Origin of the sequence: Cellulosimicrobium sp. MI9406 (assembly GCF_040595865.1) — a bacterium.
Classification (GTDB): domain Bacteria; phylum Actinomycetota; class Actinomycetes; order Actinomycetales; family Cellulomonadaceae; genus Cellulosimicrobium; species Cellulosimicrobium funkei.
In genome coordinates, this window is sequence record NZ_JALIZI010000002.1 from 148,878 (window position 1) to 166,152 (window position 17,275).

The 17,275-nt window shown below is 72.6% G+C and carries 14 protein-coding genes; 9 read left to right on the forward strand and 5 right to left on the reverse strand.

The window, feature by feature from the left end:
* Window positions 1-68 precede the first annotated feature (68 nt).
* Complete coding sequence (locus MT994_RS03715; protein ID WP_354805174.1) at window positions 69-1,919, reverse strand: glycoside hydrolase family 68 protein; 1,851 nt, start codon at window positions 1,917-1,919, stop codon at window positions 69-71.
* A 346-nt stretch (window positions 1,920-2,265) separates the two neighbouring features.
* On the opposite strand from MT994_RS03715, the gene MT994_RS03720 reads away from it, so the two are divergent.
* On the forward strand, window positions 2,266-3,243 hold the full coding sequence (locus MT994_RS03720) for a choice-of-anchor L domain-containing protein (protein WP_257419296.1): 978 nt from the start codon (window positions 2,266-2,268) through the stop codon (window positions 3,241-3,243).
* A 977-nt stretch (window positions 3,244-4,220) separates the two neighbouring features.
* On the opposite strand, the gene MT994_RS03725 is transcribed toward MT994_RS03720, so the two are convergent.
* Window positions 4,221-4,838 (reverse strand): hypothetical protein, encoded by a 618-nt coding sequence (locus MT994_RS03725; protein WP_354805176.1) that lies wholly within the window; start codon window positions 4,836-4,838, stop codon window positions 4,221-4,223.
* Window positions 4,839-5,389: 551 nt separating this feature from the next.
* Here MT994_RS03725 and MT994_RS03730 point away from each other — a divergent pair.
* From MT994_RS03730 to MT994_RS03745, 4 genes are all read left to right on the forward strand, one after another.
* Complete coding sequence (locus tag MT994_RS03730) at window positions 5,390-6,184, forward strand: metallophosphoesterase (protein ID WP_354805473.1); 795 nt, start codon at window positions 5,390-5,392, stop codon at window positions 6,182-6,184.
* A 735-nt stretch (window positions 6,185-6,919) separates the two neighbouring features.
* Window positions 6,920-7,657, forward strand: a complete 738-nt coding sequence (locus tag MT994_RS03735) for a site-specific integrase (protein WP_257419324.1) — start codon at window positions 6,920-6,922, stop codon at window positions 7,655-7,657.
* A gap of 699 nt (window positions 7,658-8,356) precedes the next feature.
* On the forward strand, window positions 8,357-10,279 hold the full coding sequence (locus MT994_RS03740; protein ID WP_354805178.1) for an alpha/beta hydrolase domain-containing protein: 1,923 nt from the start codon (window positions 8,357-8,359) through the stop codon (window positions 10,277-10,279).
* A 63-nt stretch (window positions 10,280-10,342) separates the two neighbouring features.
* Window positions 10,343-11,209, forward strand: a complete 867-nt coding sequence (locus MT994_RS03745; protein ID WP_021482086.1) for a PAC2 family protein — start codon at window positions 10,343-10,345, stop codon at window positions 11,207-11,209.
* Window positions 11,210-11,255: 46 nt separating this feature from the next.
* Here the strand turns inward: MT994_RS03745 and mshC are convergent, their stop codons facing one another.
* The gene (mshC, locus tag MT994_RS03750) at window positions 11,256-12,530 is read right to left on the reverse strand and encodes a cysteine--1-D-myo-inosityl 2-amino-2-deoxy-alpha-D-glucopyranoside ligase (RefSeq protein ID WP_085387864.1); all 1,275 of its coding nucleotides are present in this window, start codon (window positions 12,528-12,530) and stop codon (window positions 11,256-11,258) included.
* A gap of 119 nt (window positions 12,531-12,649) precedes the next feature.
* On the opposite strand from mshC, the gene MT994_RS03755 reads away from it, so the two are divergent.
* Window positions 12,650-13,714 (forward strand): CorA family divalent cation transporter, encoded by a 1,065-nt coding sequence (locus tag MT994_RS03755; protein ID WP_061267731.1) that lies wholly within the window; start codon window positions 12,650-12,652, stop codon window positions 13,712-13,714.
* A 16-nt stretch (window positions 13,715-13,730) separates the two neighbouring features.
* Here the strand turns inward: MT994_RS03755 and MT994_RS03760 are convergent, their stop codons facing one another.
* On the reverse strand, window positions 13,731-14,606 hold the full coding sequence (locus MT994_RS03760; RefSeq protein WP_021482775.1) for an undecaprenyl-diphosphate phosphatase: 876 nt from the start codon (window positions 14,604-14,606) through the stop codon (window positions 13,731-13,733).
* A 141-nt stretch (window positions 14,607-14,747) separates the two neighbouring features.
* Here MT994_RS03760 and MT994_RS03765 point away from each other — a divergent pair, with 141 nt between their 5' ends.
* Window positions 14,748-15,716: an aldo/keto reductase gene (locus MT994_RS03765; protein ID WP_354805180.1), complete on the forward strand. Its 969-nt coding sequence runs from the start codon at window positions 14,748-14,750 to the stop codon at window positions 15,714-15,716.
* 31 nt (window positions 15,717-15,747) lie between these two features.
* On the opposite strand, the gene MT994_RS03770 is transcribed toward MT994_RS03765, so the two are convergent.
* Window positions 15,748-16,056 (reverse strand): primosomal protein, encoded by a 309-nt coding sequence (locus MT994_RS03770; protein ID WP_354805181.1) that lies wholly within the window; start codon window positions 16,054-16,056, stop codon window positions 15,748-15,750.
* Between the two features lie 101 nt (window positions 16,057-16,157).
* Between MT994_RS03770 and MT994_RS03775 the strand changes: the two genes are divergently transcribed.
* Together MT994_RS03775 and MT994_RS03780 are read left to right on the forward strand one after the other, a co-directional pair.
* A complete protein-coding gene (locus tag MT994_RS03775; RefSeq protein WP_009861400.1) occupies window positions 16,158-16,391 on the forward strand; it encodes a DUF5703 family protein in 234 nt (77 codons plus the stop codon).
* Between the two features lie 30 nt (window positions 16,392-16,421).
* Complete coding sequence (locus MT994_RS03780) at window positions 16,422-17,270, forward strand: fructosamine kinase family protein (RefSeq protein ID WP_354805183.1); 849 nt, start codon at window positions 16,422-16,424, stop codon at window positions 17,268-17,270.
* Window positions 17,271-17,275 lie beyond the last annotated feature (5 nt).

Below are 17,275 nucleotides of genomic sequence, written 5' to 3' on the forward strand. Positions count from 1 at the left end.
GCCGGGGCGGGAGGGAGGGGCGACGGCCGGGTGCCGCCGCCCCACCTCAGGCGTGCTGCCCTCGTCTGCTACGGGAGCGGTCTCGGGTCGGAATCGGGCGAGACGTCCTGCTCGGCGTTCGCGGGGATGTCCCCGTAGCCGCCCAGGCCGCCGTCTCCGTAGGAGCGGTCGACGACCGCGCTGGTTCCCGCGATGTTGAGCTTCACCGTCGGGGCGAGCGTCCCGCCGCGTCGCACGTCCGGGTTACCGATGGCATCGATGAACGACTCGACGAGCCCGTTCGGCATCACGTAGTGCGAGTAGGACTGGAACGCGTGCGCCGTCTGGAACGGGTCCGGGCTCGCCGGGGTCCCGACCGCGTAGTTGAGGTTCGTCGGGTTGCCCAGGGCGAGCCCGCTCCCCTCGTTCAGCGGCTGGAAGTCGGACCGGATGCCGTTGCCCACGAACCCGTAGACGCCGTCCGGACCGTCCAGGTACCAGAACCGCGGATCGGTCGAGTCGGTGTCCGGGCCGCGCGCGAACGTGTGACGGTGGCTGATCGTGAACAGGTAGTACTTCGAGCCCTGCACGTAGATCTGCGGACGCTCCGTCTGGTCGTTGACGCAGTTGCCGGACAGGATCGGCGGCAGGAACCGCCACTGCGTCATCGCCTTGTTCTCGGCGACGGCGAGGCCGACGTTCGCCATCTGGAAGTTCGCGCCAGAGGCGGTCACCGTCTCAGGCAGCTCGGCGTACGGGTCGCCCTCGCGGTAGCCGAGGTCTTCGGCCGTGCACGGCACCGACCCGCGCTCACCGCCCGTGTTGCCCTCGAACACCATGTACGTCGGGCTGGCCTCGGTGTTCGGGTCCTCGAAGGTGAACGGGTCGCGGAAGTTCACGAACGCGTTCTGGTCGCGGGTCTGGTAGAACGTTCCGTCCGGCACGAGCAGCTGGTGCTGGTCGCGTGCGCCGGTGAGCCACACGCCGTCCTCGTCGGCGAAGATGCGCAGCTCGGTCTGGACGATGCGCGGATCGGCGGGCTGGATCTCCTGGTCGTTCGCGTCCCGGTAGAACGCGACGGCGGTGTAGAACATCCGCAGCTTGTTGCCCTCCATGATCCGGGTCGACCCGGACCACTCGGTGACCGTCGAGAACGACTGGTCCTCGAAGATCGCGCCCGCGGCACCGTCCGGGAACACGTGCCCCCCGTAGATCCAGCCCCCGTTCGCCGGCCGCTCGTCGGCGGGCACGTCAGCGGGGCGGTAGAAGTACCCGATCCGCGCGTGGGTGTGCCGGTCGTCGAACGTGTACCCGGCGGTCGAGTCCGCGACGAGCGAGAAGATGACCTCCCAGCCCTTGAAGCTCAGCTGGTTCGAGTGCTCGTCGGTCAGGGTCCAGGTGTCCCACACCCAGACCTGGGTGCCGTTATGGTCCACCAGGACCGGGAAGTCCTGCGGGATCTCCGGCATCGTGTACTCCTCCGGCATGGAGTTCTCTCCCGCAGGTGCGGACGGGTCTGTCATCGCCCGCATCTGGAGGGCGTCCGCGCGCGTCCAGCGCGCCGTGAAGTCGTCCTCCGGGTCGTACGCCTGCTGGCTGTGGATCGACGGCGCCGGGAACCCGGGGAACCTGAACGGCGTGACCGTCGTGTCGTCGGTCGGGTCGTCGGCCGACGGCGCGTCGTCGTCCGGCGATTCCTCGCCGTCATCGGGCGCCGCGGGGTCACCTGGAGCGGGGTCGGCATCGGCCGGATCAGGCTCAGCGGGTACCGGGACGCCCTCCTCAGGAGTCGCCCCCTCGGGCGCCGGCGCGGTGTCGTCCGTCGTGGTCTCAGTGAGCGACGGGGGCGTCGGTGCCTCGTCGTCCTCGGCCGCCAAGGCGGTCGTGGAACCGATCGTGATGGTTCCGAGGAGGAGGCCGGTGGCGAGCAGTCCGCTCACCAGCCCCTTCGTGCGTGGTCGTGTGCGTGTCGAAGACTTCACGTCCGTTCACCTTCTGCTGGATCCGTGAGCGTCTTCGTCCGAACGGTTCTCCCCCAACGATTTCGAGCGTAGTGTGATGCACACCACACCTGTCAAGCCGTTGACAGGGATTTCGTAGGACCGTCACAGGGGGTGACACCCAGGGTGCGTCCCATCGCACCCGACGACCGGTAACGACGCCGGCCGCTCGTACGGCTTCGGCTGAACGGCACGCGAATCTCGCGACATCTCCTCCTCCATGAACCACGCGTCGCGCCCTGCGCGACGGCGCCCTCGGGCGCACTCCGACGACTCATGGAGCATCATGAACACCTCAACAGCCCACGGCCGACCACCGGCCGAGCCGCGGCGCAGGCCCCGTCATCACCGGCGCGCCGCCCGCACTGTCGGCATCATCTGCGCGGCCACGCTCGCCACCAGCGGCACGGTCGCACTCGCCCTGCCTGCGACCTCCTCGCCCGGACAAAGCGTCACCTCGCTGCGCGACCTCGAAGCAGAAGACCTCGCCGCGACGATCGCCGGGCGCGGCATCACGGTGCGCAGCGCCACCTTCTCCGGCAACGACGTCCAGGCCGGCCGCTTCTCCGGAATGAACGCCACCGGCCTCTCGCGCGGCGTCGCGCTTACGACCGGCTCAGTCATCGACGCCGACCCGCAGTCCGACGCCGACACCGACTTCTCCACCTCGGCCGTCCTCGGCCCGAACGAGAAGCTCACCACCACCGGCGACCTCGGCGGCCGCGGCGCGCGCGCCCTCGACCGCCTGATCGGGCAGACCACCTACGACGCGGCCGTGCTCACCATGCGGGTTGTGCCGTCAGGCAACCGCCTCTCCCTGTCCTACGTCTTCGGCAGCGAGGAGTACGCAGGATGGAGCGAGCAGGACTTCGCCGACGCGTTCGCCATCTGGGTGAACGGCCAGCCGTGCTCCACCGTCCCGCGCACACGTGACCTGGTGTCCACCGCCACCGTCAACGCAACCTCCCACCCCGAGCTGTACGTGGAGAACTTCGCACCGAACGACCCAGGCGCCGGGACACACGACACCGAGCTCAACGCCTTCACCACGGTCCTCACCTGCGACGCCCGCGTCACACCCCGTCGGGTCAGCACCGTCCGAGTCGCCGTGGCCGACACCCGCGACGGCCAGCTCGACAGCACCGTCCTGCTCGGGCGGGACTCCCTCGTGTCGAGCAGGGGCAACGGACTGAAGGCCGACCGGGACCATCGCGACCACGGCCGTAGAAACTTCGGCAGTCAGTTCTGGCAGGTGCCACGCTGACCTGACAAACGCAACACCGGCACGGCTGACCTGCCGGCTCTGCCAAACGCCCGGCGCGAGAGGTGTGGTCCGTCCCTGATAGGGGACGCCCACACCTCTCGCGCGACCAGGCTGCACGGCGCTCAGCGACCCGTAGCGCTTCTTCGTTCCGGAATCATCAGACTCACTCGCCCCGCATCCGGCATCCTCCTGCTCTGTATGACAACACGGCCCTCGACCCGGGTCATCTCACCGCAGACAAATCGCCCCCACGCCCCTTCCCCTCCGGCCGTTCTAGCTGCCCGACCGCTGGGCGTCGATCGAGAATGGTGTGCAAGTGGTCGGCGTCAGTTGCCGGTTCATTTGCCCACTGCAGCCCGGAGAAACAACGGCCGCGGCGCACCTCGCGCCCCTGCCCTCCCGGTAAGAACGCCCACGGCCTGCGACGCGGCGGGCGGACCCGCCGGGGCACGGGAGCCGGGCACGCGCGCGAGGAGGAGGGCCGCCCCCAGCCCGGCTGCCAGCAGGGCCAACGCCACGACCGCCGCCACATCGAGGCCAGTCGTGACGAGCGGCCCACCCCGGCAGCACCCCACCTGGGAGGGCGGTTCCGGGCGGGTCGGAGGGCTTGGGGCTCGGGTCGTCCGCCGGATCGTTAACCGTCGGGGCGACGATGGTCAGGGGCCGCCAGCCCACAAGCGAGCCGTGGGCCCGCGTCACGGCGAGGCGGTGTCGCCGAGCGTGACGTCGCTAGTCAGGACGACGTGTGGGTGCCGTCGGCCGCGACCTGCGGGGTGCCGAGCGCGACGGGGTCAGAGAACAGGCAGGAAGCGACGGCCTCGCCCGCCGCCCCCAGGCAGACCGAGACGAGGACGGTGTCGCCGGGCGAGAACTCACCCTCGACGCGTACGTTCCCCCGGTTGGAGCGGTGAGGTCGCCCTCGCTCGGCGCACCCGGGCCCGAGGGGTCCGTGGGTCCCGCAGCGACGTCGTCCGCCGTCATGCCCCAGTGCTGCTCGTAGACCCGCCGGGCGTCGACTCCAGGCCACACGAGGTCGGCCTGCGGGCTATCGGGCAAGAGCCATACCGGATCGCCGGTATCGCCGAGGAACGCAAAGGCGGGTCCGCCGGGATCTGCTGTCGCGCCGCCTCGGAAACGTCGAGGACGACCTCGTCCAGCTCGTCCTCAACCGAGCGAACCTCGGAGTCGTCACGGACGACAGTCTCGACCGTGGCGCCGGTTGCAATCGCCGAGACCCGTCCGAGCGGGCCGACGTAACCGCTGCTCAGAACTGTCCGGTCGGTGACCGGCCACGTCGAGTCGATGGGATCCATCGGGCGCGTGGGGTCGGTCGGGTCGCAAGGATCGACGCCCTCCGGGTCGACGCCCGCTACAACGGTGAGGGTCGTTGTCGTCTCCACGGGGTCGCCGGCCGCCGTCGTGCCGGAGAGCGTCGTCGTGACGCAGACCGCCCGGCGTCGGAGAAGCTCCAGCGCAGCAAGTTCGCCGTGCTCGGGACCACCGTGGCCGACTACGCCGGGTAGTGTGCGTCCGTCGACCCCGACGGGAGCGTACGTCTCGAACCACTCGGCAGCCTCGTTGACGTCGGCCGTCATTGGGCTCAGGATGAGCGGTGGCCGCCACGACGCCGCGAGCTCGACCAGGAGCGCGCCGCTCGTCGAACGCGGCGAGGAGCGCGAGCACGGCGAGACGACGGCCTCGAGACGATCAGGCTTATCACGCCGTCGCGGTGGTCCGACCGCACCGCCCCGTGTCACAGGGGGCGCGCACCGGCGCGCACTCTCCCTGGGTGAAAAGGCGGGGCGCTGCTCTTCATCGCTGCTTCACCCTCCATCTAGTATTCGCCAACGCCGCACGCCAGGTTAACCACCCAGGCCCGGATGAACGACAAGGCACTCTGGGGAAGAGCAAAGGCCCGACGGGCGAGGCGGCACCGGGCGGTACGTGCAGACGATCAGGACCTTTCAGGAGAGGTTGCTGGCTTTGCGCACCGCCAGGACTGCCCCAAGATCGACGGACACATTGCCGGGTGCTTGCGGGCTCCAGGTGGCGCCTGAGCCACTTCTGCGGGCACTCGTGTGAAGGTTGCCGTGTGAGCAAACCGGCCGCCCCTGACGAGCTACTTGCGACGGCTACTCGGGTCGCGGTGCTCGGTGACGTGCACGGGGACGCGATGGCAGTCATCACCGCGCTCCAGGCTGCGGCCCGAACTGGCGTCACCGTGATCCTCAGCGTCGGGGACTTCGGCATCGGCCCATGGCCGGGAGAGCGCAAATCGTTCACCAAGGCCATCGACCGATGGCTGACCCGGCTCGGCCTGTGGTTGTTCGTCACGCCCGGCAACCACGAGAACTACGACCGGATCGACGCCGCGCCGCGCGACGAGTCGGGCGCGATCTACCTCGGTTCTCAACTGCGCGCACTCCCCCGAGGCCACCGCCTCACCATCGGTGGGCGCGCGGTCGGCTCCCTCGGTGGCGCGGTGAGCGTCGATGTCGGACCGCACCGCCAGCCCGGGCGCACCTGGTGGCCGCAGGAGCGCATCCTCGACAGCGACATCGACGCGCTCGGCAGCGAGCCGCTGGACATCCTCATCACACACGAGGTCCCCGCATCGGTTCCGGTCGAATCCCAGCTCACGGTCCCGCCCAAGATCGCCGCTTCCGCACACCAGGGCCGTGAGCTGCTCGACCGCGCCGTGGAGACCACCCGCCCGCAGCTCGTGCTGTCCGGGCACTGGCACCAGCGAGTCACCCACACCCGCACCCGGGACGACGGCATGAAGACCCGGTACGAGGTCCTGCCGAAGGAGAACCGCCGCTTCAACTCCGTCGTCCTCGACCTGACCGACCTCGAAGGAGAACTCGTGGACCTGCGCGAATGGAGCCGAAGCCTGCACCGGGCCGACCGCGACTCCGCCGACGTGAGCGAAGCCCGCTGATGGCCGGCCTGGCTAGATGGGACCTCGAGCGGGGCCGGTTCCAGTTCCCGCGTGTGCTGGTGTCGACCGCGAGCGGCGCGCAGCACCTGATCGATACGACGGCCACTCCACCCACCGTCACCCGCGTGATGCCCGTAGATCGAGAGGTCGACTACCTCGAGGTCCCTGACGCAGACGGCTACCACTCCGGCCGCACGGTGTTCCTCGGCGAACAGTTACCAGCCGACGACGAGCCATGGGCATTGGCCGCGCTCCGCGCCGACGGAGCACCAGCCATTCTCGCTGGGACGATCGGGGCGGTGACGGTCGGTGACCCAATGATCATGATCCTCGACCGCCTCACCCCCAGGGCCACCACGACTCGCATGACCACCGCGGTGACCGACATCGAGCCATGGGCGAGACCAGGACCCGCCCTAGGCAGGGTCCCGCCAGATACGCCAGAGGACCCTCGCTAGCGGCTCGGGGCTAGACCCGCGCCAGAGGGAAGGCTGCCCACGAGCTCGATCCGCCCGCCACCGGTCACCTCGTGCGTGGAGGGCGCTTGGCGACGTAGCGAAGCGTCGCGGCAGTCCGGATGTCGCTCGCGACGCCACGCCCCTCGAGCTTGGCGGACGCCCTCGTGGAGCGAACACCCGCCCGTCATAGCCGCCTCGATACGCGCGGGGCCCGTGGGTTCGGGGCAAGGTCTCGCAGTTACAGGACGTCTCTGGAGGCCCCGCACATCTACCGGGCATGAACATCACCACACCCTCACCAAGCCCCTCCTCGGACCGCCGCAAGAACCAGTCGAGCGGCCCGCAGAGCGACCACGCCCAGCCCACCGCAGTCTGGAACGCGGAGCAAGTCCGCTCGTTCTGCAGCTGGGCGCTCGACATCCACCGCCCCTGGGCCTACGCCTGGTCGATCTTGGCGCGCACCGGACTGCGCACGGGCGAGCTCCTCGGCCTGGAGTGGCACGACGTCGACCTCGACGCCGGCACCCTCACGATCAGGCAGGCACTGCACTACAGCAAGGCCGCCCCCCACGGGCAACGCCCCGGGTTCAAGCCGCCCAAGCACAACCGCGTCCGCATGATCCTCCTCGACGCCACCACGCGAAAGCACTTCGCCGCCATCAAGGAGCTGCAGCTCAACTCCCCCGGCACCCTCGAGACGGAGCGCTGCGACCTCGTCTTCCCGCCGAGCAACGGACGCTCAGCCAGCCAGTCCGCGCTACTGTCCGCCTTCCGCCGCGACCAGGAGCTCTACAGCGCCGCGAACCCCGGCGCTGAACTCCCGGGGCTTACGGTCAAGGACCTGCGGCACACCCACGCCGCACTGCTCTTCGCGCTGGGCGCCGACCCCAGAGTCGTCCAGGAACGCCTCGGGCACTCCAGCCTAGGTGTCACCTGCACCACCTACGCGCACCTGATGACCGCCACGCAGCAAGGTGCAACGAAGTGGCCGGACTACCTCGGCGAGGCCGTGTGACCTAGGCGGGCACTTTCCGATCCGTCAAGGGTGCTGTTGACCCGCGCCTCCCCGCACCGGTAAGCCGCAGGCCGTTGTTCCAACCCTAGCCATCAAGACCGCGTCGCAGAGACCCCCTGGACTAGAGCGATCAGGGGGTCTCTGCGCTCCCGCGGGGGCGCGTCAGTACTCCAGGGAACGGCCAGGTCCTCGTCGACGCCTCGGCACGAGGCGGGACCTCCAGGCCCATCTGGGTCGTCTCGGCGCATTCAGCCGGCGAGCGCCATGCATCACGCGATGCATCACCTCCCCGCCTTTCGGCCCGTTTTCGGGGTCTAGTCGCCGAGTTCAATGCGTCGAAAAGCGCACCATTCCGCCAGTTGCGGCTCTCAGCCAGCGTCCGTTGATTTCATGTCCCACAGGACCGCCTCGGGCAACGCGGGGACCTCTGGACGCTCGGCAGAGCGCTGACCTGCGGACGTGCTGTCAGGACGAGAAGGCAAAGCGGTCTCCATCAATGGTCGTGCGACGAACCCCTGCACCCTCGACCCTAACCGGGCGGCTCCGCCGCGAGCGCGCGCCGACGTCCCGGCGTGCGGTCGCGCGCGACGGCTTCTGGCGACGCCGCTCCCGAACTCGCGCGCCGGTCGACAGAAGCGTGCGGCTTCCCTAGGCTGCTGAACGCCCGCCACCGCCGTCGGGCCCGACGAAGGAGTCGCCATGTCCGCACCCCCCGTCCGCCGCCCGCTCGCGCTCGCCCTCGCCGGGGTGCTCGCGCTCGCCGGGACCGCGCTCCCCGCGAACGCCGCCGTCCCCGACCCCGTGGTGACCGGCCCGGTGCCCACGACGACGGCGCCCGGCGACCTTGCCCACGGGTACCCCTTCCTCGCGACCGACTACGACCTGGCCGCGCGCGGCTACGTCGAGGAGGAGTTCTTCGTCGAGGGCGAGGCGACCCGCTACCAGGCGGACGGCGTGACGGACGCGACGGTCCTCAGCACCGGGCACGCGTTCCGCACCCGCGTCGTGGTGCGCCGGCCCGTCGACCCCGCGACGTTCAACGGCACGGTGATCGCCGAGTGGTACAACGTCTCGAACCAGTGGGACCAGGAGGTCGACTGGTTCCAGACGCACGAGCACCTGGTGCGCGAGGGCTACGCGTGGGTAGGGGTGTCGGCGCAGCGGGCGGGCGTGCACTCGCCCACCGGCCTACGGGCCTGGAGCCCCGAGCGCTACGGCACGCTCGACCTCACCGACGGCGGCACCGTGACCGACGACACCCTCTCGTGGGACGTCTTCAGCCAGGCCGTGGCCGCGGTGCGCGACCCCGCGGGCACGGCGCCGCTCGGTCCGCTCGAGGCGGAGCGCGTCGTCGCGACCGGGCACTCGCAGTCGGCGGGGCGGCTGTGGTCGTACGTGAACTCGGTCGACCCGCTCGCGGGGGTCGTCGACGCCGTCGTGCTGCACGGCGGGGGCGGGCTGCTGCGCGACGGCCTCGAGACGCCGGTGTTCAAGATCAACAGCGAGACCGACGTCGCGATCGACCTCCTCGGGGCGGCGCAGCGCCAGCCCGACACCGACGTGCGGCGCACGTGGGAGGTCGCGGGCGCGTCGCACGGCGACTGGAAGCTCATCACCGACTACGGGCGGCTGCGGATCCGCGACGTCGGCTCCGCGCCCGGCGGCTACCCCGGGACGCCGCAGACGTGCGAGGAGCCGTCCGGCTCCCGCGTGCCCCAGCACCTGGTCCAGGCGTCGGCGTACGACCACGTGGCCGCGTGGGTCGCGGACGGGACGACCCCGCCGTCGGCGGCCCCCATCACGCTGTCCGACCAGGCGCCGCGCCAGGTGGTGCGCGACGAGCGCGGCCTGGGCCTGGGCGGCGTCCGGCTCGCGCAGCAGGACGTCCCGACGCGGATCAACTCCGGCGCCAACGCCGGGCCCGGGTTCTGCTTCCTCGACGGCGGCTCGCGCCCGGTGGACGACGCCACGCTCGCGACCTGGTACCCGGACGCCGAGGACTACCGCGACGCCGTCGTCGCGTCGACCCGTGCCGCGGTGGAGGCGGGCTTCGTGGGTGCCGACGTCGCGGCCGACCCCTCCTGGTACACCGACGTCGTCGACCTCGTCGACGAGCGCGTCGCCGCGGGCACGGTCGAGCCGGAGGCCGGGGCGCAGGTCCAGGTCCGGATGCGGCGCGCGCTCGAGGCCGCGGACCGGCGTGACTGGGACGCGGCGCAGACCCTGGTCCAGGAGGCGCTCGCTCTCGGCTCCACGGCGATCGAGGACGCCGGCGCGTCGGCGAGCGTCGTGCGCTCGACCACGGCCGTGCTCGGCGTCCTCGCGCTGTCCGCCGCACTCGACGGCCCCGACGTCTCCGCGACCGCCGTCCCGCGGTGCCTGGCCGGGGGGGCGTACGTCGCGGTCCGCGCGACGAACGACGGCGCGGTGCCCACGGACGTCACGCTGAGCACGCCGTTCGGCGAGCGCACCGTGGCGGGCGTCGCGCCCGGCGCGTCCGCGTACCAGTCGTTCTCGGCGCGCTCGGACACGCTCGACGCGGGCAGCGCGCGAGTGACGGCCACGGGAGACGGGCGGTCGTCGTCGGACGACGTCGCCTACCAGGCGCTCGACTGCGGCTGAGGCGGCTACGCCGGGCGCGAACCCGCCCCGACGCCGTCGGGCCCGGCCGCATAGGCTGGGGTGATGACCGAGAACGCGACCGAGGGCACCCGCCAGACCGTGATGATCGCGGCGTTCGAGGGCTGGAACGACGCCGGGAGCGCCGCCACGGCCGCCCTTCAGCACCTCCACGAGGTGTGGGGAGCCGAGGACGTCGACGAGCTGGACCCGGAGGAGTACCACGACTTCCAGGTGAACCGCCCGGTCGTCACGACGGACGACGACGGCCGCCGCGAGATCACGTGGCCCACGACGACGATCGCGTCGGCGGTCCTGTCGCCGACGGGTCGCCGCGTGGTGCTCGTGCACGGCATCGAGCCGTCCATGCGCTGGCGCCGGTACTGCCGCGAGCTCCTCGACGTCGCGGAGGAGCACGGCGTGCGCACGGTCGTCACGCTCGGCGCGCTGCTCGCGGACGTGCCGCACACGCGGCCGATCCCCATGACGGCGACGTCGGAGAGCGTGGGCCTGCAGGCCGTGCTCGACGTCGAGCCGAGCACGTACGAGGGCCCGACGGGCATCGTCGGCGTCCTCCAGCACGCCGCGGCGGAGCGCGGGATGCAGTCGGTGTCGCTCTGGGCGGCCGTGCCGCACTACGTGGCGCACCCGCCGTCGCCCAAGGCGACGCTCGCGATCCTCGCGCGCATCGAGGAGCTGCTGTCCGAGCCGATCCCGCTGGGCGACCTGCCCGAGGACGCCGAGGCGTGGCAGCACGGCGTGGACGAGCTCGCCGCGGAGGACGCGGAGATCGCGGAGTACGTCCAGCAGCTCGAGGAGGCGAAGGACACGGCCGAGCTCCCAGAGGCGAGCGGCGAGGCCATCGCGCGCGAGTTCGAGCGCTACCTGCGCCGCCGCGACCGCGGCAACCCGGGCAAGGGCCCGACCGTCTGACGCACGGCCCGCCTCGCGGGCGGCGGTGTCTGCGCGGGGCGGCTCGTCAGAGCCGGACGCCCAGCAGGGCGTTCACCGCGCGCGCGACGACGCCCGGGGCGCCCTCCTCGTCGCGCGACGTGTCACGACCGGGGCGCAGCGACTCCGCGGCCCAGGCGTCCACGGCGGCGAGCGCCGTCGGGGCGTCCAGGTCGTCGGCGAGGGCGGCGCGCACGGCCGCGAGCGTCGCGGTCGCGTCCGGGCCACCGTTGCCCGACACGGCGTCGCGCCACGTCTCGAGACGTCGCACGCCCGCGGGCAGGTCGTCGTCGGTCCACTCCCACTCGCCGCGGTAGTGGTGCGCGAGCAGCGCCAGGCGGATCGCCATCGGGTCGACGCCCGTGGCCCGCAGGTTCGACACGAGCACGAGGTTGCCGCGCGACTTGCTCATCTTCTCGCCCTCGTACGCGACGAGGCCGGCGTGCACGTGCGCGCGGGGCGCACCGCCGCCCGCGAGCATGCGGTCGTGCGACGACGACATCTCGTGGTGCGGGAACAGCAGGTCCGCTCCCCCGCCCTGCACGTCGAACGGCAGGCCGAGCCCGTCGCGCGAGATGACCGCGCACTCCACGTGCCAGCCGGGGCGGCCGGTGCCGAGCGCGCCGCCGTCCCACGCGGGCTCGCCCGGGCGCTCGCGGCGCCACAGCAGCGGGTCGAGCGCGTCCTTCTTGCCCTCGCGGTCGGGGTCGCCGCCGCGCTCGGCGAAGAGGTGCTCCATGACGTCGCGCGCGAGGCGTGAGACCGAGCCGAACGCGCGGTCGGCAGAGAGGTCGGCGTAGACGTCGCCCAGCCCGGGGTCCGTGCCGCCGGCGCCGGGCTCGACCGGGACGCGGTACGCGAGGCCCGCGTCGAGGAGCTGGGTCACCGCGTCCACGACGGCGGGGATCGTCTCCACCGCGCCCTCGTAGACGTCGGGCGGGACGACGCCGAGCGCCGTCATGTCCTCGGCGAACAGCGCGGTCTGCTCGACGGCGAGCGCGCGCCAGTCGACGCCGGTCGCGGCGGCACGCTCCAGCAGCGGGTCGTCGACGTCGGTGACGTTCGACGCGTAGCGCACGCGGTGCCCGGCGTCCGTCCACGCGCGCACGAGCAGGTCGAACGCGACGTAGGTGGCCGCATGGCCGATGTGCGTCGCGTCGTAGGGCGTGATGCCGCACACGTACAGGGTGGCGTCCTCGCCCGCGGCGGCGACGACGAGCTCACGGGTCGACGAGTCGTGCACCCGGACCGGGAGGCCTCGTCCGGGGAGCTCGGGGATCTGCGGGGCGGGCCAGCTGTGCACGCGTCAACCTTAGCCGCCGGGGCGCCGCCGTCGGACCGCCGTCCGGCACGCGAGCGACGCGCGGAGCCGCGCCCGACGGCGACCGGGCAGGTCCGTGCGGGGCGCGGGACAATGCGGACGTGACGAACCCCACCGAGCCACGGACGGGCACCCCGCCCGACGGCGCACCCGCCCCCGCGCCCCGACGACCGACCGTGCGCGCCGTCGCGGCGTGGACGGTCGAGCCCGGCGCCGACGGCGTGCACCCGGCCGATCCCGGCACCCTGGACACGCCCGGCGACCGGCACGCCGCCCGCGCCACGGTGACCTGGGCGCGTCTGGAGGACCTCGACGCCGTGCTCGACGCCGCGGCCCAGGTCACGACCGGGGTGGGCCCGACGCGGCAGGACCTCGCGCGGCACAACCGCCACCCCTTGGCGCACGTGCGCCGGGTCGCGGCGGACTGGCTCCTCCTGGTGACCCCGACGGCATGGTTCACCGAGTCGGACCGCCAGGTGCACACGGGCCAGTTCGCCGCGCTGCTCGGCCCGGGCCTCGTCCTCACCGCCGAGGAGGGCGACGCGGACGTGCACGCGATCATGCTCGACAAGGTCGCCGCGCCCGGCGACCCCCACGGCTCGCCGGTCCAGCGGATCGTCTCCGCCGCGGTCCTCGCCATCGTCGGCGGCGCCTCGCAGGTCGAGCTGGGCCTGGGCGACGCCGTCGCCGACACCGAGCGCGTGGTGTTCGACCAGCAGCGAGAGGACCCGGTCGAGCGCATCTACGACCTCAAGCGCGAGATCACCGAGGCGCGGCGCGCCCTCATGCCCGTCACGGCGGAGCTGCCCGAGCTCCTCGACCCGGACGTCCCCGACCACCTCGGGGTGAACCGGCGCATGCTCGAGCGCGTCGTGACGACGGTCGAACGGATCGACCGGCACCTCGACGCGCACGACGACCTGCTCTCGGACATGCTCCAGGTCCACATGACCCAGGTCTCGGTGCGGCAGAACGAGGACATGCGCAAGATCTCGGCGTGGGCGGCGATCCTCGTGTACCCGACGATCGTCGCGGGCGTGTACGGGATGAACTTCCGCAACATGCCGGAGCTGCACTGGGCGTTCGGCTACCCCTTCGCGCTCGCCCTCATGGCGGGCGGCTGCGTCGTCCTCTACCGCGTCTTCAAGCGCGTCGGCTGGCTCTGACCGCGGCCCGAGAGGGTCACGGCGTCGAGACGGCCGTCCCGCCCGGCTCCAGCACGCCCACGAGCAGGAGCAGCACGACGAGCGCCGCGAGCACGAGGCGGTAGACCACGAACGGCGTGTAGCTGAAGGTCGAGACGATCTTGAGGAACGCGATGATGACGAAGTACCCGACGACGAACGCGACGAGCGTCGCGATGAGGGTCGCCCCGGCGCCGGGTGCCCCGGGTGCCGGCTCGTCCGCGGACTTGAAGAGCTGGTAGAAGCCCGAGCCCATGACGGCCGGGATCGCGAGGAGGAACGAGTAGCGCGCCGCCGCCTCGCGCGTGAAGCCCATGAGCAGGCCGGCGGTGATCGTGCCGCCCGAGCGCGAGACGCCGGGGACGAGCGCGAGCGCCTGCGCGAAGCCGAACGCGACCGCCTGCCCGGCCGAGAGCTCGCGCAGCGTGCGCCGCTTGGCGCCGATGCGGTCGGCCCAGCCGAGCAGGAGCGCGAACACCGCGAGCATGAGCGCCGTCAGGTAGAGGTTCCGGAACGTGTTCTCGATCGCGTCCTGGAACAGCAGGCCGAGCAGCACGATGGGCACCGAGCCGAGCGCGATGTACCAGGCCATCGCGGCGTCGTGGTCGTGCCGGCCGAGCCGCGCCCGCCAGTCCGTGCCGTGGTCGCCGCGCACCGAGCGCCACCACGCGGCGCAGATGCGCGCGATGTCCCGCCGGAAGTACAGCAGCACCGCCGTCTCGGTCCCGATCTGCGTGATCGCCGTGAAGGCGGCACCCGGGTCCTGCGACCCGATCAGCTCGCCGACGATGCGCAGGTGGGCGCTCGACGAGATCGGGAGGAACTCGGTCAGGCCCTGGACGAGGCCGAGGAGGACGGCTTCCCACGCGTTCACGAGCGGTCACGATACCCGCTCGGGGCGCGGCAGCCGCGCACGTGCGGGCCCGAGGCCGAGCGGGTGAACCTGGCCCGACCAGGTCCCCGACCGCGCGCCCCGACGGTCGCCCGCGGGCCCCCGCCGGTACCCTCGGCAACCATGGAGAACCGCCACCTCGGCAGCACCGGCCTGCGCGTGTCCGAGCTCGGGCTCGGCACCATGACGTGGGCCCGGGACACGGACGAGCTCGACGCGGCCGAGCAGCTGCGGGACTTCGTGGACGCCGGCGGCACCCTCGTGGACACGGCCGCCTCCTACGCCGACGGCGACGCCGAGTCGCTCCTCGGGTCGCTGCTCGGGGCGAAGGTCGACCGGCGAGACGTCCTGCTCTGCACCAAGGCGGGGGTGCGCCACACGCCGTCGGGCCCCGTGGTCGACGCGTCCCGCGGCGCGCTCCTCGACTCGCTCGACGACTCGCTCGCGCGCCTGGGCACCGACCACGTCGACCTGTTCCTCGTGCACGCGCCCGACCCGCGCACGCCGTTCACCGAGACGCTGTCGGCGCTGCGCCACGCGGTGACCTCCGGGCGCGCGCGCTACGTCGGGCTGTCCAACCACCCGGGATGGGCGACGGCGCGGGCCGCGACCCTCCTCGGCGGGACCGACGACGTCGGCCTCGCCGCCGTCCAGCTCGAGTACTCGCTGCTCCAGCGCGGCGCCGAGCGCGAGGTCGTCCCGGCCGCCGAGTCGCTGGGCCTGGGCCTGCTCGCGTGGTCCCCGCTCGGGCGCGGCGTCCTCACCGGCAAGTACCGGCGCTCGCTCCCCGCCGACTCGCGCGGCGCGTCCCCGCACCTCGCCGCGTTCGTCGAGCCGTACCTCGACCACGTGTCGTCGGGGATCGTCGAGGCCGTCGTCACCGCCGCGGAGGGCCTGGGCCGCGCGCCGCTCGACGTCGCGCTGTCCTGGCTCCTGGGGCGCCCCGCCGTCGCGAGCGCGGTCGTCGGTGCGCGCACCCCTGCGCAGCTGCGCACGTCGCTCGCCGCGACGGACCTCGTGCTGCCCGACGCCGTGCGCGCAGCGCTCGACGACGTGAGCGCGCTCGACGTCGGCTACCCCGAGCGGTGGTGACCCCGCCCCTCCCTCGGCGACCTCGGGCGGCTCAGCGCGCGCCGTCGGTCTCGAGCTCGCCGGAGAGGACGTCGTCGTCGAGCGTGTCGTCGAGGTCGTCGTCCTCCTCCGCGTCGTCGTCCTCGTCGTCCTCGTCGTCCTCCTCCGCGAGGTAGAACGGCGTCGCCTCCCCGTGCACCTGTCCCAGCGCCTCGTCGTACACCTCGAAGGCGTCCCCGAGGACGTAGTAGGCGTCGTCGACCGCGGGGTCGTCCTCCCCGCGACGTGCGGCGACGGCGTTGTAGTGGGCTTCGAGCGCGGCGATGAACCGGTCGAGCGCGGCACGCGGGTCAGCGGTCATACCCTGACGGTAGCGCCGAGAGGGGCACAATGGCACTCGTTGGCCGGGTCGGTCCCACCACCCGGCCCGCGACCGAGACAGGCGAGAGAGGACGGTGGCACGTGGAGGAGAGGCCGACGTCACGCCGGAGGTCCGGATGGGCCGCGCACGGCGGGCAGTACGAGTACCGTGTCCTGACGATCGACCGCTCCACGAGCCGGTCGGACGCGAGCAGGCTCCTCACCGACGAGGCGGAGTACGGGCGCTGGGAGCTGGCCCGCACCCGGCTGTACGTCGGGGGCGAGCGCCGGGTCTGGCTGCGGCGCAAGATCATCCGGGTCAGCTCGACGCTGTGAGCACGAGCACGATCCGGTGAGAGCGGCCCGGTGAGCGGCGAGCACGAGGCGGCTCCGGCCGTCTTCACGAAGTCGCGCGCCGCGGCCCCGGCGGAGTTCTTCCGCTGCGAGGCCGCCGGGCTGGCATGGCTCGACGTCCCGGGCGGGCCGCGCGTCGCCCGCGTGCTCGACGTCGGCCCCGACCACCTCGACCTGGAGCGCGTGCCGACGACCGCGCCGACCCGCGAGGCGGCCCGGGCGTTCGGGCGGGCGCTCGCCGTCGTGCACGACACCGGGGCGCCGGCCTGGGGTGCTGCCCCGCCGGGGTGGTCCGGTGAGGCGTTCTTCGGCCCGCTCGACGACCCGCTGCCGCTGCCGACGGGCGCGTGGCCGGACTGGCCGACCTTCTACGCCGAGGCGCGCCTCCTGCCGGTCGCGCGGCAGGGCCGCGACCGGGGTGCGCTCGACGCCGAGGACGCGCGGCTCCTCGACCGCCTCGCCGCGCGCCTGACCGACCTCGCCCGCCCCGCGCTCGACGACGCGCCGGCGCGCGTGCACGGCGACCTCTGGTCGGGCAACGTGCTGTGGGCGCCAGGCCGGGGCGGCGGCCCGGACGACCGCACGGGCGGCTCGGCGGGCGCGGTCGAGGCCGTGCTCATCGACCCGGCCGCGCACGGCGGGCACCGCGAGGCCGACCTCGCGATGCTCGCGCTGTTCGGCGCGCCGTTCCTCGACGAGATCTTCGCCGCGTACGACGCCGCGCACCCGCTCGCGCGCGGGTGGCGCCACCGCGTCGCGCTGCACCAGGTGTACCCGGTCGCGGTGCACGCGGTGCTGTTCGGCGGGGGGTACCGCGCGCAGCTGCGCTCCTGCGTCCGAGCGCTGCTCGGCGAGACCTGACCGCG